This is a genomic window from Actinocorallia libanotica (assembly GCF_039525175.1).
Classification (GTDB): domain Bacteria; phylum Actinomycetota; class Actinomycetes; order Streptosporangiales; family Streptosporangiaceae; genus Actinocorallia; species Actinocorallia libanotica.
Genome location: NZ_BAAAHH010000028.1, coordinates 41,570 through 61,646 on the forward strand (window position 1 = coordinate 41,570; position 20,077 = coordinate 61,646).

Annotated in this window: 21 protein-coding genes; 8 read left to right on the forward strand and 13 right to left on the reverse strand. The window is 73.2% G+C overall.

Annotated features, from left to right (window positions below; all coding sequences use genetic code 11):
• Positions 1-9: 9 nt before the first annotated feature.
• Positions 10-585, reverse strand: coding sequence for a hypothetical protein (locus ABD140_RS28380; RefSeq protein ID WP_344244083.1), 576 nt, complete (start codon positions 583-585; stop codon positions 10-12).
• A 143-nt stretch (positions 586-728) separates the two neighbouring features.
• On the opposite strand from ABD140_RS28380, the gene ppk2 reads away from it, so the two are divergent.
• Positions 729-1,523, forward strand: coding sequence for a polyphosphate kinase 2 (gene ppk2 / locus ABD140_RS28385; RefSeq protein ID WP_344244084.1), 795 nt, complete (start codon positions 729-731; stop codon positions 1,521-1,523).
• A gap of 4 nt (positions 1,524-1,527) precedes the next feature.
• Here the strand turns inward: ppk2 and ABD140_RS28390 are convergent, their stop codons facing one another.
• A complete protein-coding gene (locus ABD140_RS28390) occupies positions 1,528-3,174 on the reverse strand; it encodes a SulP family inorganic anion transporter (RefSeq protein ID WP_344244085.1) in 1,647 nt (548 codons plus the stop codon).
• Positions 3,175-3,259: 85 nt separating this feature from the next.
• On the opposite strand from ABD140_RS28390, the gene ABD140_RS28395 reads away from it, so the two are divergent.
• Positions 3,260-4,648: an MFS transporter gene (locus ABD140_RS28395; protein ID WP_344244086.1), complete on the forward strand. Its 1,389-nt coding sequence runs from the start codon at positions 3,260-3,262 to the stop codon at positions 4,646-4,648.
• A complete protein-coding gene (locus tag ABD140_RS28400) occupies positions 4,645-5,199 on the forward strand; it encodes a TetR/AcrR family transcriptional regulator (RefSeq protein ID WP_344244087.1) in 555 nt (184 codons plus the stop codon). The genes ABD140_RS28395 and ABD140_RS28400 overlap by 4 nt, the downstream gene beginning before the upstream one ends.
• A 28-nt stretch (positions 5,200-5,227) precedes the next feature.
• Here the strand turns inward: ABD140_RS28400 and ABD140_RS28405 are convergent, their stop codons facing one another.
• From ABD140_RS28405 to ABD140_RS28415, 3 genes are all read right to left on the reverse strand, one after another.
• Positions 5,228-6,505 carry a lysine N(6)-hydroxylase/L-ornithine N(5)-oxygenase family protein gene (locus ABD140_RS28405; protein WP_344244088.1) on the reverse strand — a complete coding sequence of 426 codons (1,278 nt, stop codon included), beginning with the start codon at positions 6,503-6,505 and terminating at the stop codon, positions 5,228-5,230.
• Positions 6,506-6,592: 87 nt separating this feature from the next.
• Positions 6,593-7,444 carry an SDR family oxidoreductase gene (locus tag ABD140_RS28410; protein ID WP_344244089.1) on the reverse strand — a complete coding sequence of 284 codons (852 nt, stop codon included), beginning with the start codon at positions 7,442-7,444 and terminating at the stop codon, positions 6,593-6,595.
• A gap of 58 nt (positions 7,445-7,502) precedes the next feature.
• Positions 7,503-8,189, reverse strand: a complete 687-nt coding sequence (locus ABD140_RS28415) for a MerR family transcriptional regulator (protein WP_344244090.1) — start codon at positions 8,187-8,189, stop codon at positions 7,503-7,505.
• Positions 8,190-8,229: 40 nt separating this feature from the next.
• On the opposite strand from ABD140_RS28415, the gene ABD140_RS28420 reads away from it, so the two are divergent.
• Positions 8,230-9,531 carry a TIGR04013 family B12-binding domain/radical SAM domain-containing protein gene (locus tag ABD140_RS28420; RefSeq protein ID WP_344244091.1) on the forward strand — a complete coding sequence of 434 codons (1,302 nt, stop codon included), beginning with the start codon at positions 8,230-8,232 and terminating at the stop codon, positions 9,529-9,531.
• A 10-nt stretch (positions 9,532-9,541) separates the two neighbouring features.
• On the opposite strand, the gene ABD140_RS28425 is transcribed toward ABD140_RS28420, so the two are convergent.
• Positions 9,542-10,186, reverse strand: coding sequence for a TetR/AcrR family transcriptional regulator (locus tag ABD140_RS28425; RefSeq protein ID WP_344244092.1), 645 nt, complete (start codon positions 10,184-10,186; stop codon positions 9,542-9,544).
• Between the two features lie 160 nt (positions 10,187-10,346).
• Here ABD140_RS28425 and ABD140_RS28430 point away from each other — a divergent pair, with 160 nt between their 5' ends.
• Positions 10,347-11,879 carry a long-chain-fatty-acid--CoA ligase gene (locus ABD140_RS28430; protein WP_344244093.1) on the forward strand — a complete coding sequence of 511 codons (1,533 nt, stop codon included), beginning with the start codon at positions 10,347-10,349 and terminating at the stop codon, positions 11,877-11,879.
• Positions 11,880-11,906: 27 nt separating this feature from the next.
• On the opposite strand, the gene ABD140_RS28435 is transcribed toward ABD140_RS28430, so the two are convergent.
• A complete protein-coding gene (locus ABD140_RS28435) occupies positions 11,907-12,707 on the reverse strand; it encodes a maleylpyruvate isomerase family mycothiol-dependent enzyme (RefSeq protein WP_344244094.1) in 801 nt (266 codons plus the stop codon).
• Positions 12,708-12,838: 131 nt separating this feature from the next.
• Here ABD140_RS28435 and ABD140_RS28440 point away from each other — a divergent pair, with 131 nt between their 5' ends.
• The gene (locus tag ABD140_RS28440; RefSeq protein ID WP_344244095.1) at positions 12,839-13,912 is read left to right on the forward strand and encodes a calcium:cation antiporter; all 1,074 of its coding nucleotides are present in this window, start codon (positions 12,839-12,841) and stop codon (positions 13,910-13,912) included.
• 39 nt (positions 13,913-13,951) lie between these two features.
• Here the strand turns inward: ABD140_RS28440 and ABD140_RS28445 are convergent, their stop codons facing one another.
• Both ABD140_RS28445 and ABD140_RS28450 read right to left on the reverse strand, forming a co-directional pair.
• Complete coding sequence (locus tag ABD140_RS28445) at positions 13,952-14,854, reverse strand: phosphatase domain-containing protein (RefSeq protein WP_344244096.1); 903 nt, start codon at positions 14,852-14,854, stop codon at positions 13,952-13,954.
• Between the two features lies 1 nt (position 14,855).
• Positions 14,856-15,932: an RNA ligase gene (locus tag ABD140_RS28450; protein ID WP_344244097.1), complete on the reverse strand. Its 1,077-nt coding sequence runs from the start codon at positions 15,930-15,932 to the stop codon at positions 14,856-14,858.
• Between the two features lie 106 nt (positions 15,933-16,038).
• On the opposite strand from ABD140_RS28450, the gene ABD140_RS28455 reads away from it, so the two are divergent.
• Positions 16,039-16,815, forward strand: coding sequence for a hypothetical protein (locus tag ABD140_RS28455; RefSeq protein ID WP_344244098.1), 777 nt, complete (start codon positions 16,039-16,041; stop codon positions 16,813-16,815).
• A 10-nt stretch (positions 16,816-16,825) separates the two neighbouring features.
• Here ABD140_RS28455 and ABD140_RS28460 read toward each other — a convergent pair whose 3' ends face one another.
• From ABD140_RS28460 to ABD140_RS28470, 3 genes are read right to left on the reverse strand one after another with little or no spacing between them, the layout of a single operon-like run.
• The gene (locus ABD140_RS28460; protein WP_344244099.1) at positions 16,826-17,005 is read right to left on the reverse strand and encodes a rubredoxin; all 180 of its coding nucleotides are present in this window, start codon (positions 17,003-17,005) and stop codon (positions 16,826-16,828) included.
• Complete coding sequence (locus tag ABD140_RS40220) at positions 17,005-17,268, reverse strand: rubredoxin (RefSeq protein WP_425544160.1); 264 nt, start codon at positions 17,266-17,268, stop codon at positions 17,005-17,007. Before ABD140_RS40220 ends, ABD140_RS28460 begins: the two co-directional genes overlap by 1 nt.
• Positions 17,163-18,323 carry an alkane 1-monooxygenase gene (locus ABD140_RS28470; protein ID WP_344244101.1) on the reverse strand — a complete coding sequence of 387 codons (1,161 nt, stop codon included), beginning with the start codon at positions 18,321-18,323 and terminating at the stop codon, positions 17,163-17,165. Before ABD140_RS28470 ends, ABD140_RS40220 begins: the two co-directional genes overlap by 106 nt.
• A gap of 89 nt (positions 18,324-18,412) precedes the next feature.
• On the opposite strand from ABD140_RS28470, the gene ABD140_RS28475 reads away from it, so the two are divergent.
• Positions 18,413-19,006 (forward strand): TetR/AcrR family transcriptional regulator, encoded by a 594-nt coding sequence (locus ABD140_RS28475; protein ID WP_344244102.1) that lies wholly within the window; start codon positions 18,413-18,415, stop codon positions 19,004-19,006.
• Positions 19,007-19,085: 79 nt separating this feature from the next.
• Here ABD140_RS28475 and ABD140_RS28480 read toward each other — a convergent pair whose 3' ends face one another.
• Complete coding sequence (locus tag ABD140_RS28480) at positions 19,086-20,036, reverse strand: aldo/keto reductase (RefSeq protein ID WP_344244103.1); 951 nt, start codon at positions 20,034-20,036, stop codon at positions 19,086-19,088.
• Positions 20,037-20,077: the final 41 nt, after the last annotated feature.

Below are 20,077 nucleotides of genomic sequence, written 5' to 3' on the forward strand. Positions count from 1 at the left end.
TGGCGCAGCTCACATTTTTCCGGACAGATCCCGCTGGTTTCGGCGGCCCTTTCGCCACACCGCCGCCGCGGGGGCCGTCCGGCCGGTCGCGGCCGCCGCGCCCCGGTCCGGCCGGCCGCGGCCGTCCAGCACCAGGACGCCCATGGTCAGCAGGCCCAGCAGGCTGGCGCACAGCAGGTAGCCGTAGGAGACGAGCTCCACGGACACGGGGAGGCCGACGATCACGCCGCTCTGGGGCGGCGCCGCGACGGCCGCGGCCAGCGACGCCAGGCCGGTGGTCAGCAGGCCGACCAGTCCCGGCCCCTGCCGCCTCCGCCAGCGCCGGGGGTCGTCCGCGGCGGCCGCGCCGCGGACCCCGCTCCAGCCGAGGAGCGCGGCGTTGCCCAGCCCCGCCACGGACATCAGCGGGTACAGGAGGGCGACCGCGGCCACGTCCCCCGGCGACATGCGCGACAGGCCGACCCCGCCGCCGGGGCGCCCGAAGAGCGCCTGCGGAAAAACGATCAATCCGTGCACGCTCATCAGGAGCACCAGGACGGAGCCCGTGCACAGCAGCAGGCTCACCGCCAGCCGCAAGGACTTCATCGATCCCCCCTCCCTTTGTCCAAAAGGCTAGCAATTGCCCCCCAATAGCCCCCAAAAGATTCCAGTAAAAGCAGGATAAAGATTATCGAAACACACTAAACGGTAAATTCTCGCGAGGCTCCGGAGTCACCCATAATGATCGGATGGCGAAGAAACTGACACGCGAGGTGTACGAGCGGGCGATCCTGGACCTCCAGGCCGAGCTGGTGAAGCTGCAGGAATGGGTGAAGGCCGAGGGGCAGCGGCTGGTCGTGGTGTTCGAGGGCCGGGACGCCGCGGGCAAGGGCGGGGCCATCAAGCGCGTCACCGAGTACCTCAACCCCCGGACGGCGCGGATCGCGGCGCTGCCCAAGCCCACCGAGCGCGAGCGCACCCAGTGGTACTTCCAGCGCTACGTCGCCGAGCTGCCGGCCGCCGGGGAGATCGTCCTGTTCGACCGCAGCTGGTACAACCGGGCGGGGGTCGAGCACGTGATGGGCTTCTGCACCCCGGAGGAGTACGAGCGCTTCCTTCACCAGTGCCCGGTCTTCGAGCGGCTCCTGGTCGAGGACGGCGTGCTCCTGCGCAAGTACTGGTTCTCGGTGGGCGACGCCGAGCAGGAGCGCCGGTTCCGGGCCCGGCTCGCCGATCCCATGCGGCGCTGGAAGCTCTCGCCCATGGACCTGGAGTCCCTCACCCGCTGGGAGGACTACTCGCGGGCCAAGGACCGGATGATGGCGCACACCGACCTCCCCGAGGCCCCCTGGTACGAGGTCGACGCCGACGACAAGCGGCGCGCCCGCGTCAACATGATCGGCCACCTGCTGTCGACGATCCCCTACCGCGAGGTGGACTCCCCGCGGCTCCGGCTGCCCGAGCGGCCGCCGTCCACCGGCTACGCGCGCCCGCCCCGGCACGCCTCCCACCTGGTGCCCGACCTCGCCGCCGAGCTCCGCTGAGCGCTCAGGACGTCCGCTCCGCGAAGGCCTGGAGGGCCGTGGGCAGGGTGGGGAAGATGAGGTCCTCGTCCAGGACCTCCAGCAGCCCGAACCGGCGCAGGTCGTTCCGCAGGTCCTGCTTGACGCGCGCGAGCGCGAACGTGACGCCGCGGCGGGTCAGCTCCGCGCGCACCTCCTCCAGCACGGCCAGCGCGGTGCTGTCCGCCTCGACGATCGCCTCGGCGTTGAGCACGAACCAGCGCAGCCCCTCGGCGTGCGCGTCGGCCGCGGCCAGGGCGCGGCGGCGGAAGTCCTCGGCGTTGGCGAAGAACAGCGGGGAGTCGTACCTGTAGACGACCAGCCCGGGGACGACCCGGGCGTCGGGGTAGTCCTCGATGTCGTGCATCCCCTCCAGCCCCGGCACGTGCCCCTGGACGGCGTCGTGCGGGCGGGCGACGCGCGCCATCATGTTCAGCACCGACAGCCCGACCGCGATGAGGATGCCGTACAGGACGTCCAGCAGCAGGACGCCGAACGTCGCCGAGAGCGCCAGCAGGAACTCGGTGCGGCGGAAGGACAGGAGCCTGCGGAACCCCTCCAGGTCCACCAGGCGCAGCGCCGCGTAGACCACCAGCGCGCCCAGCGCCGCGGCGGGGAAGAGCGCCAGCAGCGGGTTGAGGACGAGCAGGACGGCCAGGACGCAGCCGAGCGTCACCAGCGAGAACAGCTGGGTGCGCGCGCCCGCCGCGGCGGCCAGCGCGGTGCGGCTGCCGCTGCTGCTGACCGGGAAGCCCTGGAAGAGGCCGGTGCCGAGGTTGGCCGCGCCCAGCGCGAGCAGTTCGGCGTTGCCGTCGGCGCGGGGGCCGCCGGGGCGCTCGAACGCGCGGGCGGTGAGCGTCATGTCGGTGAAGCCGACGACGAGGATGCCCAGCGCCGCCGGGACCAGCACCTCCAGGTCGGCGAACTCCGGCAGGGCGGGCAGCGGCAGCCCCTCGGGGATGTCCCCCACGACCTCCAGGCCGTAGCGGTCGAGGCCGAAGGCCGCGACGGCGGCGGTGGCCAGCAGCACCACCAGCAGCGGGCCCGGCCAGGCCGGCCGCCACCGGCCCAGGACGAGCAGGAACAGCAGGCAGGCGACGGCCAGGAGCAGCGTGCCGGGCCGCCACTGGCCGATCCCCCGCAGGAAGGAGGCGGCCTCGGCGATCACTCCCGTCCCCTCGACCGGCACCCCGGTGGTGCGCTCCAGCTGGCCGACGATCATCAGCACCGCCACCCCGGCGAGGTAGCCGACGAGGATGGGGTGCGAGAGCAGGTCGGCGACGGCGCCCAGGCGCAGCAGCCGGGCCAGGAGCGCGAACAGGCCGACCAGCGCCGCCAGGGCGGCGGCGAGCCCGGCGTGCCGGGCGGGGTCGCCGCCGGAGAGCGGCCCGACGACCACGGCGGTCATCAGCGCGGTCGTCGCCTCGGGCCCGACCGACAGCCGTTCGGAGGAGCCGAGCAGCGCGTAGGCGACGAGGGCGGGCAGCATGGCCCACAGCCCGGCGACCGGGGGCAGCCCGGCGACCGCGGCGTAGGCCATGACCTGCGGCACCAAGTAGGCGGTCACCGTGAGCCCGCCCAGCACGTCGCCGCGTATCCACTCTTTCCGGTAACCCCGCCACCATCGCGACATCCGTCGATGATGCCAGCCCGCGCCTGCGGCACGTCCCCGTCCCCCGCCGCGCCCCGGTGGTGAACAAACGTTTACCCTGGGCAGGGTGAACAGACGTGCACCCTCCCTCGTCACCGCCGTCCTCGCCTCCTGCGGCATCGTCGTGGCACTGATGCAGACGATCATCCTTCCCTTGCTGCCGATGCTCCCCGGGCTGACCGGGTCCTCGCTGGAGGACGCCGGCTGGACGGTGACGGTGACGCTGCTGACCGGCGCGATCTGCACGCCCCTGCTGGGCCGGGCCGGGGACATGTACGGCAAGCGCCGCTTCCTGATGTGGTCGCTGGCCGCGGTGGCCGCCGGTTCGCTGCTGTGCGCGGTCTCCACCTGGCTCCCGGCGATGATCGCCGGGCGCGCCCTGCAGGGCATGGGCCTGGCGGTCATGCCGCTGGGCATCAGCATCCTGCGCGACGAGCTGCCCCCCGAACGGGTGCCGGCCGCGGCGGGGCTGATCAGCTCGACCATCGGCATCGGCGCCGCGATGGGCCTGCCGGCCGCCGCGTTCGTCATGGAGTACGCCGGCTGGCAGGTGATGTTCTGGGTGAGCGCGGCGGTCGGCCTGCTGGCGCTCGCCCTCGTGCGCTGGATCGTTCCCGAGTCGCCGGTGCGCTCGCCCGGCAGGTTCGACGTGACGGGGTCGGCCGGACTCACCTTCTTCCTCCTGTGCCTGCTGCTGGTCATCAGCAAGGGCGGGACGTGGGGGTACACCGCGCCGGCCACCCTCGCGCTGGCCGCCTGCGGCCTGGTCGCCGCGGTCGCCTGGGTCCGCCACGAGCTGCGGACGCCCGAGCCCCTGGTGGACCTGCGCTCGGCCGTCCGCCCCGCCGCGCTCTCGGCGCACCTGGCCGCGCTGTTCGTCGGCTTCGCCTTCTACGTCAACACGCTCTCCACCGCGCAGCTCGTCCGGGAGCCGGCCAGCACCGGCTACGGGCTCGAGCTGTCGATCATGGCGACCGGCCTGTGCCTGCTGCCCGGCGGCCTGTGCCTGGCGCTGCTGTCCCCGGTCTCGGCGCGGATCTCGGTGCGGTGGGGGCCGTCGAGGACGATCGCCCTCGCGTCGGGGCTGCTGGCGGTAGGCTATGTGGTCCGCTTCTTCACCAGCCACGAACTCTGGACCATCATCTTGGGAGCCACCGTCGTCGCCATGGGCGCGGGCCTGGCCTACGCCGCCCTCCCCGTGCTGATCATGCGGGCGGTGCCGATCGGCGAGACCGCCGCCGCCAACGGGCAGAACGTGCTGATGCGCTCGATCGGGCAGGCCGCCTCCAGCGCGGTGGCCGCCGCCGTCCTGGCCCACCACACCGCGGGCGGGCGGCCGACGCTCGAGGCCTACCTGCTGGTCTTCCTCATCGCCGCGGCCGTGTCGCTGGCGGCCCTGGCCACCGCGCTGGCCGTGCCGCGCCGCGCGCCCGAACCGGCCGCCGCGCCGGCATGACCGACTCCGGCCGGGCCGCCATCCTCCTGGCGGCGCGCCGCGCCTTCGCGCTGCGGCCCTACGCGGCGGTCACCCTGCGCGGCATCGCGGCGGAGGCGGGGGTGAGCGCGGCACTGATCGTCAAGCACTTCGGCGGCAAGGAGCAGCTCTTCGACGCGGTCGCCGACTTCGGCCCCGACGTCGAGCTGCTGCTGTCGGCGCCGGGGGAGCGGCTCGGCCGCCACCTGGTGGAGACCGTGCTCCTCGCCCGGCGGGCCGGGGCGCCGCCGCCGCTGCTGCGCGTCATCTTCGGGATCGGGGCCGGCGACGAGCGCGCCCTGCTGGCCGAGCGCTTCCGCGAGCAGGTCACCGCACGGCTGGCCGCGCTGCTGGAGGGCGCGGACGCCCGGCTGCGCGCCGAGCTCGCCGTCGCCCAGGTCCTGGGTCTGAGCACCGTGCTCGTCATCCACCGCCACGGCGCGGCGGCCGCCGCCGACGTGGCGCGGATCGCGGCGCTGTACGCGCCCGGCGTCCAGCGCCTCATCGACGGCTCGGACAACGGGGACGGATGACCCGCGCCGGCCGCCCGCCCCCGGGTCTTCAGGCGGTCACCAGGGCCGCGCTCCGGGTGAGGGACTGCACGATCTCGCCCGCGCGCACCGCGGTGTTGGACAGCAGGGTCGAGCTGAGCCCGTGCGTCCACTCCGTCGCGCCCTGCAGGTAGATGCCGCAGCGGACCTCGGGCCCGGTGGCGATGCGGTAGTCGCGGTCGACGTCGGGCCCGCCGTCCGGCAGCCGCACGCAGTGCCCGGCCAGCTCGCCGAGCATCGCCAGCGGGTCGCGGCTGCGGTAGCCGGTGGCGCACACCAGGGCGTCGGCCTCCAGGACGGTGCGCTCCCCGGTGGGCAGGTGCTCGACCTGGGCGCGCACGCCCGCCTCGTGGGCGGTCAGGCCGGTCAGGCGGGAGACGTTGAGGATGCGCAGCCGCTCGACCCCCTGGACCTTCTCCTGGTAGACGCGCCGGTACAGCTCGTCGATGAGCTCGAGGTCGACCACCGAGTAGTTGGTGGAGCCGTGGTACTCCAGCAGCATCCGCTTCACGTCCTCGGGCGCGTGGTGGAACTCGTCCACGGCGGCGGGGTCGAAGATGCGGTTGGCGAAGGAGCTGTCGTCGGCCGGGGTGTAGCCGTACTTGGCGAACACCGCGCACACCTCGGCGCCGGTGAAGCGCTGGTGCAGGTGGTCGACGACCTCGGCGCCGCTCTGCCCCGCGCCCAGCACCAGCAGCCGGCGCGGGGAGTCCAGCTCGGGCAGCCGCCGCAGCAGCTCGTGGCTGTGCCAGACCCGCGCGCCGGGCTCGACGCCCTCCGGCAGGGCGGGCTCCAGGCCGGTGGCGATGACGAGGTTGCGGGCGCGGCGGGTGGTGACCGCCTCCCCCTGGCGGACCACCACATCGCACGCCACGACCACGCCGTCCTCGGTCACGGGGCGGACCGCGACCACCTCCGAGCCGTACTCCACCTGGTCGGTGAAGCGGTCCGCCGCCCATTCCAGGTAGTCGTGGAACTCCAGCCGGGAGGGGAACATCGTCTTGTGGTTGATGAAGTCGACCAGCCTCCCGCGCTCCTTCAGATAGTTGAGGAACGAGTACTCCGAGGACGGGTTGCGCATCGTCGCCAGGTCCTTGAGGAAGGAGACCTGCATCGTCGTGCCCTCGATGAGCATCCCGCGGTGCCAGCCGAACTCGCTCTGCCTTTCGAGGAAGACCGCGTCGAGCCCCGCGCCCTGCTCGCGCAGCGCTATGGCCAGGGCGAGGTTGGAGGGACCGAACCCGATCCCCACCAGATCGTGGACGTGCTCTGCTGCGGTACTGGACATGGGGCGCCCCTTCATGGACCTGCCGAAGAACTTAGGTAAGCCTTACGAAGGTAAGCCTTACCTACATTCCCCGTCCAGTAGGCGCGATCATTCTTCGGTGTTGGCCGCACCACCCGCGCCCACGAGACGGGTGTCCGCGCCCGCCGCCTTCCACCTCTCCTCGAACCCTTCCAGCAGCTTGACGGACTTCATCGTGACGACGGTCGGGACGAGGGGGCGCGCGACCCGCAAGGCGGGTAGCCACCACTGGCCATATACCTGCGGGCGGCGGCGCAGCAGGCCGGCGACGAGGCGGTCGACGGTCGGCTCCAGCGCGTAGGTCTTGCCGCCGGGGTAGGGCATCTTCGCGCGCATGTCGCGCAGCACGACGTCCTGGTCGGCGCCGCGCACCATGTCGGTGTCGGTCCAGCTCAGGTAGCCCACGCCCACGCCCACGCCGTGGACGGCGACCTCGGCGCGCAGCGAGTGCGCGAACGCCTCCACGCCGGACTTGCTGGCGCAGTAGGCGGCCATCATCGGCACCGAGATCAGCGCGGCCAGCGAGGCGATCTGGAAGAAGTAGCCCTTGGACTCGCGCAGGGCGGGCAGGAAGGCGCGGGCGGTGCTGGCGCTGCCCAGGAGGTTGACCTGGATCACCCGGTTGAAGGTGGCAGGGTCGGAGAACTCCACCGGTCCGCCGGTGGCGACGCCGGCGTTGGCCACCACGATGTCAATCCGCCCGAAGTGCTCCTTCACCTCGGCCGCCACCACGGCCAGCGCGGCGTCGTCGGTGACGTCCACCGTCCAGAAGGCGGCGCCGGAGCCGCATTCCTTCGCCACCCGCGCCAGCTCCTCGGGCTCCAGGCCCAGCAGCGCCACCTTGATCCCGCGCCGCGCCAGCTTCTTGGCCATGAGCTCGCCCAGCCCCCGGGCCGCTCCGGTCACCACCGCTACCGTCATCACCGCTCCTGATGTTTCCAGTTCCAACTGGGACAGTCGAGAGCGTAGACGATATGTCTCATCCGGGACCAGACCTGCGCTCCAGTTCCGCCCGGATCCGCCGGTCCATCGCGCGCCCGAAGTGCTCGTCGGCGACCGCGCGCACCACCGGCTTCAACCGGCTCACCGTCGCCGGGAGGTCGCCGGAGTCCACCAGGTGGGTGCGCGCCAGCTGGAAGACCGCGAAGGCCATGCGGTCGAAGGCGGCCTCCAGCTCCCAGCTCACCGCCAGCACCGACCGCAGCGGGACGCCCGCCCGCACCAGCTCCACCGTGGCCTCCAGCAGCCGGGTGCTGGAGAGCACGTACCTGCCGTCCTCGACCCGGACGTAGCCCAGCTCCACCGCCTCGGCCAGCAGCTCCGGGGTGAACTGCCGCCCGAAAAGGCCGTCCAGCTCCTCGGCCGTCAGCGCGGCGGGCCGCCCCTCGGCCCACGGCTCCCCGGCCGCGGCGGCCAGGCCGAGCAGCTCGGTCACCTCGCGCCCCTCGTCGGCGGCGGCCAGCAGCTCCTCGATGCCGTCCAGCCGGTACCCGCGTTCCAGCAGCCGGGCGATCAGCCGCAGCCGCTCCAGGTGCGCCCGGGAGTACCAGCCCACCCTGCCCTGCCTGCGCGGCGGCGGCAGCAGCCGCCGCTCCTGGTAGTACCGGAGGGTGCGAACCGGCACCCCGGCCTCCCGTGCCAGTTCCTCGATGCGGTACTCGTCCACGCGGCGACCTTAGCCGGTCTCCGCCGGTACGCTGCCGTGCGTGAGTCACGAAGTCAGCGTGGTGGTGCGCTACCGCAAGGCGGTCACCTACGGGGTGCACGCACTGCTCGCGGCGCTGCAGGCGTCGGGCGTCGAGTGCGAGCTGCGCCACGGCACGAGCCCCGAGGAGACCGCGGCCCAGATCACCGCGAGCGGCGGCGACCGGGTGCTGGTGCTGTGGTCGTTCTACTCGCCCGACGCCGAGGCCATGGCCGCCGAGCTGGCGGCGGTGCGCGCGCTGGCGGACGGGCCGCACGTGCTGCACATCGCCGGCGGCGTGCACGCCACCGCCGAGCCCCAGCACGTCCTGGACTCCGGCTGGGACCTGGCCGGCATCGGCGAGGGCGAGTCGACGATCGTCGCGCTGGTGACCGCGCTGCGCGAGGACGCCGAGCTGACGACGGTGCCCGGACTGGCCGTGCGCGACCACGACGGGGTGGCGCTGCGCACCCGTCCCGCGCCGCAGCTCCCCCTGGACGCCCACCGCTCCTTCCCCTCCGGCGCGCGCCGGCACGTCGGGCCGATCGAGCTGACGCGCGGCTGCCGCTACACGTGCCGCTTCTGCCAGACGCCCTTCATGTTCGGCGGCCAGTTCCGGCACCGGTCGGTGGCGAGCGTCGTGGAGCACGTCCGGGGCATGCGTGAGGAGTTCGGGCTGCGGGACGTCCGGTTCATCACCCCGACCTCGCTCTCCTACGGCGCGCCGGGCCCCGACGCGGACCTGGACGCCGTCGAGGAGCTGCTGGCGAGCGTCCAGGCGGAGCTGCCCGGCGACGGGCGGATCTTCTTCGGCAGCTTCCCGTCCGAGGTGCGGCCCGAGCACGTCACGCCCGAGGCGATGGCGATGCTCAGGAGGTACGTGGCCAACGACAACATCATCATCGGCGCCCAGTCCGGATCGGACAGGATCCTGGCCGCCTCGGGCCGCGGCCACGGCGCGGGCCCGGTGCGCGACGCCGTGCGCATCGCCGTCGAGCACGGCTTCCGCCCGAACGTCGACTTCATGTTCGGCATGCCCGGCGAGGACGAGGCCGACCAGGACGCCTCGCTGCGCCTGGCCGACGACCTCGTCGAGCTCGGCGCCCGCATCCACACCCACACGTTCATGCCGCTGCCCGGCACCCCGTGGCGCGACGCCGATCCCGCCTTCATCCCGGTCGAGACCATGCGCCGCCTCGACCGCCTCGCCCAGCGGGGCGAGGCCTACGGCCACTGGCGCCGCCAGGCCGAGCACTCCACCCGCCTCGCCGAGACCGCCAAGGCCTACCCCCGCCGGACCCGGCGCCGGCGCACCGACGGCTGAGGCCGACGCCTCACAGGCCGGCGAAGCGGATCTCCAGGCCGTCGAGGAGGGCCAGGAGCCCGGTCTCGAAGGCCGTCGCGTCGATCTCCTGCTGGCGGTCGGCCAGGAGGTGCGCCTGGCCGAGGTGGGGGTACTCGCCGGCGTAGACGGCGGCGTCGTCGGGGAAGCCGCCGGCGAAGGAGCCCAGGGCGGAGCCGATGACGAAGAAGCGCATGAGGGCGCCGACGCCGGTGGCCTCGCGGCGCGGCCAGCCGGCGTCCACCAGGCCGCCGAAGACGGCGTCGGCCACGCGCAGCATGACGCGGCGGTGGCGGCCGGGGCCGCGGGCCAGGACGGGCACGATGTTGGGGTGGGCGGCCAGGGCGGCGCGGTAGGAGTGCGCCCAGGCGTACAGGGCCTCGCGCCAGCCGGGATCGCCGCCGGGGCGCAGGCCCTGGAACATCGACAGGTCCACCTCGGCGAGCACGGTGTCGGTGACGGCGTCGAGCAGTTCGTCCTTGGTGGCCACGTGGTTGTACAGGGAGGGGCCGCTGACGCCGAGCTCCGCGGCGAGCCGCCGGGTGGAGACGGCCTCCAGGCCCTCGGCGTCCAGCAGGGCCAGCGCCGCCCCGGTGATGCGTTCGCGGCTGAGCAGCGGCTGTCGGGGCCGGGCCAAGATCTCTCCCTCTTCGCAGCGTCGGAAGCGCTCATTCTGGCAGCACCACGCAACCTTGCAGCGCTAGTTTCTTTGTTCTACCATCGGCGGCACCTGTGACTTGCACCGCTAGTTTTCTGCGGGGCCCCCTCCCCCACCTCGACGGAAGGAGCGCGCCGAGATGAGCGCGACGCTTTCCCTGGCCAGCGTCCTGGCCGAATCCGCCCGCCGCCGCCCTCGGCAGACCGCGCTGGTCCAGGGCGACCTGCGGCTGACCTACGCCGAGGTGTGGGCGCGCGCCCGCGCCCAGGCCGCCGCCCTGGTGCGGCTGGGCGTGCGGCCCGGCGACCGGGTGGCGCTGCTGTGCCCCAACACCGCGGAGTTCCCCCTGGCCTACTACGCCGTCCTCGCCGCCGGGGGCGTCGTGGTGCCCGTGCACCTGCTGCTCACCGCGCCCGAGATGGAGCACGTGCTGCGCGACGGCGAGGCGGCGGTGCTGCTGTGCCACCCGCTGTTCGCCGAGGTCGCCGCGCAGGCCGCGGAGGCCGCGGGGGTGCGGGTGTGCTCGCTGGGCCGCGGCCCGCTGCCCGGCAGCGACGGCAGCCTGCCCGACCTCGCCGAGACCGTCGAGCCGCTGCGGACCTTCGTCGGGCGCGCGCCGGAGGACCCCGCCGTGGTCTTCTACACCAGCGGCACGACCGGGCGGCCCAAGGGCGCGGTGCTCAGCCACCTCAACCTGGTCATGAACGCCACGATCAACGCCTTCGACTCCCACCCCGTGCGGCCCGGCCAGGTCGCCCTGGGCGCGCTCCCGCTGTTCCACATCTTCGGGCAGACGGTCAGCCTCAACTCCACCTGGCGCGCGCTGGGGACGCTGGTGCTGCTGCCGCGCTTCGACCCCGCCCAGGCGATCGAGCTGATGGCCGCCGAGGACGTGACGATCTTCCACGGGGTGCCGACGATGTACTTCGGGCTGGTGGAGGCGGCCGAGGACGCCGCGCGGCTGCCGGAGCTGGAGCTGTGCATCTCCGGCGGCGCGGCGCTGCCCAGGACGATCCTGGAGTCGTTCGAGGCCGCCTTCGGCACCCCGGTGTACGAGGGGTACGGGCTGTCGGAGACCTCGCCCACCGCCGCGGTCAACCAGCCGCTCTTCGGCACGCGCGCGGGCACCGTCGGGCACGCCATCTGGGGCGTGGAGGTGGAGATCGCCGCGCCCGACCGGCCCGATGAGATCGAGCTGCTGCCGCCCGGGTCGCTCGGCGAGATCGTCGTCCGCGGCCACAACGTCTTCAGCGGCTACCTGGGCAACCCCGACGCGACGGCCGCGGCCCTGGTGGACGGCTGGTTCCGCACCGGCGACCTGGGCACCAAGGACTCCGAGGGGTTCGTCACCATCGTCGACCGGCTCAAGGACATGATCATCCGCAGCGGGTTCAACGTCTATCCCACCGAGGTGGAGGAGGCGCTGCTGGCCCACCCGCAGATCGCCGAGGTCGCCGTCATCGGCCTGCCCGACCCGGTGACCGGCGAGGAGGTCTGCGCGGTCGTCGTCCCGGCGCCCGGCGCCCTGCCCGACGCCGAGGAGGTCGTCGCCTTCGCGCGGGAGCGGCTCGGCCGGCACAAGTACCCGCGCCGCGTCGAGTTCGCCGCCGAGTTGCCCCTGGGCCCCAGCCACAAGGTGCTCAAGCGCGAGCTGCGCCGCCGCTACCTCTGACCGCCCCGCCCCGTCACGGGGCCGGGGTCACGGGGTCACGGCCATGTTCGCCAGGATGCGCCCGGCCAGCTCCCGGTCGCCCTCGACGACGACCTTGACCTCGTCCGGCCCGCGCCGGCCCGCCGCCAGCAGCACGTAGGCCTCCCAGTCGAGCCCTATGCGCACCGTGGGCTCCGCGGGCGGGTCGGCCGACACGCCCCGCCCGGCCTCGTCCACCACGACCCCCGCGGTGTGCTCGCGGGCGCCGGTGATCTCGAAGACCACCGACTGCCCCGGCCTCGCCCCCGCCCTCCTGGCGACGACGAAGGGCAGGCCGGGGCGCATCACCGTCCACGTCGCGGCTCCGGCGGGCGCGTCCAGCCCGCCGGGGCGCCCCGTCGCGCGGCGGATGTCCTGCTCGTGGATCCAGCAGTCGAAGGCGCGGAACATCATCAGCCGGGTGTAATCGCCCGGCCGCCCGTCCGGCTGGGGCGCCTCCGCCGCCGGGTCGACCTCCGCCAGCATCGCCAGCCGCCGCTCCAGGACCACCTTCAGCTGGTCCAGCACCCGGGCGCCCTGCAGCGGGCGCCGCACGTCCACCCCCAGCTCCACCATCCGCCCCAGCTCGTTCTGCACGTGCGGCAGGTCGGGCAGGTCGTGGGCGGGCAGCGGGTCGCCCAGGAAGAGCTCCTCGGCGCCGACCAGATGCGACACCATGTCCTTGACCGTCCAGCCGGGGCAGTCCGTCGGCAGGTCCCACTCGGCCTCGGTGAACTCCTCGGCCAGGCCGATGACGGCCCGCACGGTCTGCTCGAACGCAGCCGTGTTCTCCTCGAATGCGGATCGCATGCCGTCGAACCTGCCATGCCGCGCTCCACTTGCGCAATGGGGTGTTTCATCCAGAGATCGCGATGGGTAGGGCCTGGATCACCCCTCGGTCGTACACCCGCGACGACACGCGAGACGAACGAGGGGGCCGCTTGCGCTGGACCACGGTCACGCCGGTGCTCGCGGCCTGCTCGCTGGCCTTCGTCTGGGGCCGCACCCCCGAGGGGGTCCTCGTCTTCGTCCTGGCCGCGCTGCTGGCCGGGGCGGTGCTCGCCGCCGTCCACCACGCCGAGACCGTCGCCCATCGGATCGGCGAGCCGTTCGGCGCACTGACCCTGGCGGTCGCGGTCACCGTCATCGAGGTCTCGCTGATCATCAGCGTGATGGTCAGCGGCGGGGAGAAGGCGGCGACCCTGGCGCGGGACACCGCCTTCGCCGCCGTCATGATCTGCACCGCCGGCATGGTGGGGCTGTCCCTGCTGTTCGGCACGATCCGCGGCCGCACCGCCTTCTTCAACGCCGAGGGCACCGGGGGCATGCTCGCCACCGTCGCCTCCCTGGTCACCCTGACCCTGGTGCTGCCGTCCTTCACCACCACCCAGCCGGGGCCGCGCTTCGCCCCGTCCCAGCTGGCGTTCGCGGCGGTGGCCTCCCTCGTGCTGTACGTCCTGTTCGTGCTGACCCAGACCGTCCGGCACCGCGACTACTTCCTGCCGGTCGCCCTGGGGGGCGGGACCCTGAGCGAGGCCGACCACGCCGACCCGCCCACGGCCCGCCAGACGCTGACCAGCCTCGTGCTGCTGCTGGTCGCGCTGGTCGCGGTGGTCGGCCTGGCCAAGACCGAGTCGCCGGTCATCGAGACCGCGGTGCGCAAGGCGGGGCTGCCCCACGGCGTCGTCGGCGTCGTCATCGCCCTGCTCGTCCTGCTGCCCGAGACGCTGGCGGCGGTGCGCGCCGCCCGCCGCCAGCTGCTGCAGACCAGCCTGAACCTGGCGCTCGGCTCGGCCACCGCCAGCATCGGGCTGACCATCCCGGCCATCGCGATCGCCTCGGTCTGGGTGGACGTCCCGCTCATCCTGGGCCTGGGCCCCACCCAGCTGGTCCTGCTCGTCCTCACCATGGGCGTCTCGGCCCTCACCGTGATCCCGGGGCACGCCACCCTCCTGCAGGCGGGCCTCCACCTGGCGATCTTCGCCGCCTTCCTCTTCCTCACCGTCTCCCCGTGACCCGGGCCCGCGGGCTCGGAAGTCGCCTTCGGCGACCTGTCAGAAGTCGCCTTCGGCGACCTGGAGGACGGTGAGGCCCAGCGCCCGCCAGGCCTCCACGACCTGGTCGCGGTCGTCCAGGACGCAGGTCACGTCGTAGGCGTCGCGCACGTGGGCGTCGAAGAGCTCCAGCTTGACGATGGAGTCGCGCCGGTTGTCGCCGTGCGCGCGCATGTGCAGCCCCTCGAACGGGACGGCCACGTGCTTCTTCAGCCACGTCTCCGTCTCGGCACGGCATTTGTCCGAGCGCCCGGACAGGAACACCACCCGGTGGCCTGCCGCGTGCATGGCGCGGACGACGGTGATGACGGGGGCGTTCGGCAGGTCCTGGTGCACCCGCGTGTGGTCGTAGGGACCGCGCCCGGAGATGATGGCGGTGGTGCCGTCGATGTCGACCAGGACGGCCTTCGGCGTGCCCTGCCGGGGCTCGTAGGGCACCAGATCGAGCGAAGGCCGCTCATCGGGAACCGGCAGCGGCAGCTTCCGGCCCGCCAGGAACCTCATGTGCAGGTCGCGGATGCGCTCCTCGCCGACGGGTTCCGCGCGGGCGGCGTCCCGCTCCAGGCACGTCTCCAGCGGGACGTGCGTGAAGTCGTGCACCTCGAACTCCGCGCCCGCGCCCCGCGCCAGCTTCGCCAGGGCGCGGACGTTCCACTGCGGCAGGTTCGTGTCGTCGCAGACGACGTCGTAACCGCTCCGCAGGAGGCGGGTGAGCGCCTCGTCCCGGACGGCCAGGACCCGCTGCTCGGTCACGCCCTTGAGATGGACGCCGTCGTCGAGCATCCGGCGCAGCTCGTCGCGGTTGACCCGGGCGCGGTGCTCCCGGTCCTCGGCCGCCCACGCGCGGGCCCAGGTCGTCTTCCCCGAGGCGGGCAGGCCGCGGGTGATGTGCAGGGTGGTCATGTCAGGAGACGTCCTCTGAGGGGGTGAAGGGCCGGTCGTCGCCGGCGGGCCTGAGCGTCTGCCAGATCCGCGCGGACGGGTCGCGGCCGTCCAGGACCTGGAACAGCCAGCCGCGCAGCGGGGAGCGCGAGGCCACCGCCGCGTAGTCCTTGCGGCTCCACCCGTCGGGCAGCGCCGCGACGATCGCCGCGTGCTCGGCCTCGATCCGCGCCAGCAGCTCGCGCCGCCGCCCGTCCAGGTCGCGCGCGAGCGCGTTCACCCAGCCGTGGAACTCATCGGGCAGGCCCTCGCAGACGGCAGCGGTGTCCTCGCCCGCGCCCAGGCGCTCCCACACGACCCGGGCGTTCAGGCCGGTGATCATGCGGTGCAGCGCGAGGTAGTCCTCCTGCTTGAGCTTGACCATGAGGTCGCCGCGGCCGGGCAGCCGCACGATCAGCCCCTCGGCGCCGGGCCGGGGCGGCGCCGCCAGCGCCTCGCGCAGGGTGCGGTGGGCGAACGTCTCCGCGGCCGGGCCGGGCCAGCCGTCCACCTCGACCACGCGGCCGGTGGCGATGTCCACGCCGCCCAGCAGCACCAGGTCGTCCAGGCCGCCGTAGTCGCAGACGATGCGGTTGGCGGGGTAGATGATCTCGAACAGGCAGGTGACGCCCTCGGGCACCTTCATCCGGTCGGCGTACCGCTCCCGCCACACCGCGGTGGCGTGCAGCGCCTGGTCGCTGGCGAACGAGCCGCGCGTGGCGACGGCGTGCCCGTCCGGCGTCGGGTAGAGCAGGCCGAGCGACCCGTCCGCCTTGTCGGAGACGACCGCGGGCTCGTCGAGGTCGAAGGAGCCCTCGGGGTACTCGGCGTAGTTGAAGAACTTGGGGTAGGGGCGGGCGGCGACGCGGCCGTCCCCGTCCACCACCAGGCCGCGGCAGAGCCGGGTGACCTCGGTCCAGGCACGCTCGTACTGGGTCTTCTCGGTGTAGTTGAGGATCCGCAGCGGCAGCTCCGGATGGGTCTGCTCCTTGACGTATCCTCCGGCGACCGCCTCCGCCAGCCGGACGGGATCGAGCAGGTCGTCGATGTGGGGGCGCATCACGCCATAGTGCCGCAAAGAGCATCTTCAACTCATCCGATTAACCCCACCCGCCGAGCGGCGGGCGATCGAGTAAGATCGCGGCACTTTCCCGGAAGGCGACCCCATGCGCACAGGTGCCGCGACCCTCGTCCTCGGCGCCGTCCTCGTGAGCACCGACTCCGCGGCGCAGGCCGCCGCCCGGGGCCGCGGCGCCGAGCTGGCGGTGCGCGTCGCCGTCCTCACCGCCGAACCGCGGCGCGGCGCTCCGGTCGAGGCCGAGGTCCGGATCTCGGCCACCGGCGCCGCCGCGCGCAACACCATGCTGTTCCTGGCGGCCGGTCCTCCCGCCCGGCTCCGGGTCTCGGGGGTCTGCGCGCCCGCCGCGCCGGGCTACTGCGGGCTCGGCACGGTGGACTCCGCGGGGAGGGCGGTGCCCTTCACCGTCGAGGTGCCCGCCGGGAGCTCCCCGCTCACCCTCGACCTCGGCGCCTTCACCTGGGCCGACGGAAGGTGGCCCGCCGGGACGCACTCCGGGATCACGTTCGCGCCGTCACCGCCGGAGGGCGCGCCCTCGCCGCCGCCCACCGCCGACCCGCCGCCCGCGGCCCCCGTGGCGGCCGATCCCGTTCCCACCGACCCGCTCTGGCTTCCCCCGGTGCCGCCCGACGCGTCGCTTCCGGCGGCCCCGACCGGCTCTCCCGGCCCCTCGGGGCGGCCGGCCGCGGCGTCCTCCCCGCCGCCTCCCGGAGCCTCGACCACACTCGTCGTCGCCGAGGAGCCCGGTGCGGGCCAGAGCATCCGCCTGGGGGTGCTGCTGGCCGCCTGCGTCCTGACCTCCGCGCTGGCGTTCCGGCGCGGCGCGCGCATCCGGCGGCGGCCGGGGGGCTCCGGAAGGGGCTGAGGGGCGGGGGTCAGGACTTGGTGACCTCGACCATGTCGAAGTCCTCCTTGGCGGCGCCGCAGTCGGGGCAGCGCCAGTCCTCCGGGATGTCCTCCCAGCGGGTGCCCGGGGCGATGCCCTCGTCCGGCCAGCCCTGCTCCTCGTCGTAAATGAGGCCGCATACCAGGCATTCCCAGGTCTTGTATGGCATTACAGCTCCTCGAAGTCGATCTTCTCCCGAACACCGCAGTCCGGACAGCACCAATCATCGGGCACGGATGACCACGGGGTCCCGGCGGGGAATCCCTCGCGCGGCTCGCCTTCGGCCTCGTCATAGGCATATGCGCAGACCGGGCACCGGAACCGGCTCACGCGGCCACTCCATAACGATCGTGTCGCCCGGGCTGGATGTTGGCCCTGGCGAGGTCCCCGCCGTAGTGGGCCCGGACCCGCCCGTCCATGACGCGGCGCCACAGCGGCGGCACGTAGGCCAGGACGATCATCGTGGCGTAGCCCGAGGGCAGCTCGGGCGCCTCGTCGAAGTGGCGGAGCGCCTGGTAGCGGCGGGTGGGGTTGGCGTGGTGGTCGCTGTGCCGCTGCAGGTGGTAGAGCAGGACGTTCGAGGCGATGTTGTTGCTGTTCCAGCTGTGCTGGGGCGTGCACCGCTCGTACCGTCCGCCCGCGGTCTTCTGGCGCAGCAGGCCGTAGTGCTCCAGGTAGTTCACCACCTCCAGCAGCGAGAACCCGAAGGCCGCCTGGACGGCCAGCAGCACCGCGACGCCCGGCCCGAAGACCGCGATGAGGACGGCGAACAGCACGGCGGTCATCGCCCAGGCGTTGAGGACGTCGTTGCGCCACGTCCACGGGCCCCGCCCGGTGCGGGCCAGCCGGGCCTTCTCCAGAGCCCAGCCCGACTTCAGGCTTCCCAGCACGCTGCGCGGCAGGAAGCGCCAGAACGACTCGCCGAGGCGGGAGCTGGCCGGGTCCTCGGGGGTGGCGACGCGCACGTGGTGGCCCCGGTTGTGCTCGATGTAGAAGTGCCCGTAAGCGGTCTGCGCGAGTGCGACCTTCGACAGCCACCGTTCGAGCGCCTCCTTCTTGTGGCCGAGCTCGTGCGCGGTGTTGATGCCGATGCCGCCGACGGCTCCGACCGTCAGCGCGAGCCCCAGCCTGTCGACGGCCGACAGGTCCCCGTACGTCCACACCGCGCAGGCCATGACGAGGCCGGCGTACTGCAGCGGCAGGAACAGGTAGGTGCACCAGCGGTAGTAGCGCTGCGCCTCCAGCCACTCCAGCACGCTCTCGGGCGGGTTCGCGGCGTCCTTGCCGACCAGCTGGTCCAGCAGCGGGAAGATCCCGAACAGCAGGATCAGCCCCGACCACCAGAAGACCCCCAGGCCGGTGAGCGCGACGAGCCCCCAGGCGGCGAAGGGGAAGGCTGGGACGATCAGCCCGAGCAGCCACAGGTACTTCTTCCCGTCCGCCCAGGGCGGCGCCCCGGCCTTCTCCGGTGCCGCGGTGTTCTCCATGACGACCTCCACTGGACGTTTTTTTATAAACTGTCCAGTATTGAGACAGAAGTGGGGAGAACTGTCAAGAGCCGTTAGGATCACCTGCGATGACCGGATACCGGGAGTCCGTCCGCTCCCTCCTCAAGGACCGGCTGCTCGACGCCGCCTACGAGCGGGTGACCGCCGACGGCTGGGACAGGCTGCGCATGGCGCACATCGCCGCCACCGCGGGCGTCAGCCGCCAGACCGTCTACACCGAGTACGGCTCCAAGGACGCCATCGGCCAGGCGCTGGTGATGCGCGAGGTCGAGCGCTTCCTCACCGGCATCCGCGAGCACCTGGACGGCCACCGCGCCGACCCCCGCGAGGCGGTCCGCGACGCGGTGCTCTTCACCCTCACCGCCGCCGCGGACAACCCCCTGCTGAAGAGCATCCTCACCAGCTCGCGCGGCGGCGAGGACGACCTCCTGGCCCATCTGACGACCCGGTCCGAGCCGCTCCTGGACACCGCGGGCGCCATGCTGGGCGACTACGCCGCCCGCGCCTGGCCGTTCATCGAGCCCGCGGCCCGCGACCTGGCCGTCGAGACCGTCGTCCGCCTCACCGTCAGCCACATCGTCCAGCCGGGCGCCCCGCCCGAGACCACCGCCGCCCGCGTCGCCCTCGTCCTGGCCCGCATCGCGCTCCTTCCCGAGGAGTGACGCCGGGCCTCCGGCGGGCACGCGAAAAGGGGGACCGGGGACGTCCGACGTCCCCGGTCCCCCGCCGTGCCGCCGCGGGCTACCCCTGGATCGAGGACGCCTCGTCGAGCAGGGCCAGGTCGCGGGCGGTCAGCTTCAGGTCGGCGAAGGCCAGCAGCGGCGGCAGCTGCTCGGGGGTGCGCGCGCTGGCCAGCGGGGCGGCCACCGTCGGCTGGGCGGCCAGCCACGCCAGCGCCACCGTCGCCGGTTCCACGCCGTGCCCGGCCGCCACCTCGTCGAGCGCCTCGAGCACCTTCACGCCCCGCTCGGTCTCCAGGTGCCCGGCGACGGAGGCCGGGCGGCCGCTGTCGGCGGTGGCGCCCGGGCGGTACTTGCCCGTGAGGAAGCCCGACGCCAGGGCGAAGTAGGGCAGGCACGACAGGCCGTGCTCGGCCGCCAGGTCCGCGCGGGGGCCCTCGTAGGTGTCGCGGGAGACCAGGTTGTAGTGCGGCTGGATCGCCACGTACTTGGACAGGCCCTCCCGGTCGGAGAACTCCAGGGACGCCTTCAGCCGCTCGGGCGAGATGTTCGAGACGGCGATGTGGCGCACCTTCCCCGAGCGCACCAGCGCGTCCAGGGTGGTGATGATCTCCTCCACCGGCACGCTCTCGTCGTCGGCGTGCGTGTAGTACAGGTCGATGCGGTCGGTGCCCAGGCGGCGCAGCGACGCGTCCGCCGCCCGCCGGATCGTCTCGGGGCTCAGGCCCTTGAACTCGGGGTGCTGGCCGACCTTGGTGGCCACCACGACGTCGTCCCGGTTGCCGCGCGCGGCCGTCCAGCGTCCGATGATCTCCTCGGACTCGCCGCCGGAGTGCCCGGGCACCCACGCCGAGTAGGAGTCGGCGGTGTCGATGAAGTTGCCGCCGGCCGCCGCGTAGGCGTCCAGGACGGCGAAGGACGTCTGCTCGTCGGCCGTCCAGCCGAAGACGTTCCCGCCCAGGTTGAGCGGGGAGACGAGCAGATCCGAGGTACCGATGCGATGCAAGGTCATAACCGCTCGAACCCCATCGGGCTCGCCGTTCATTCCCCGTC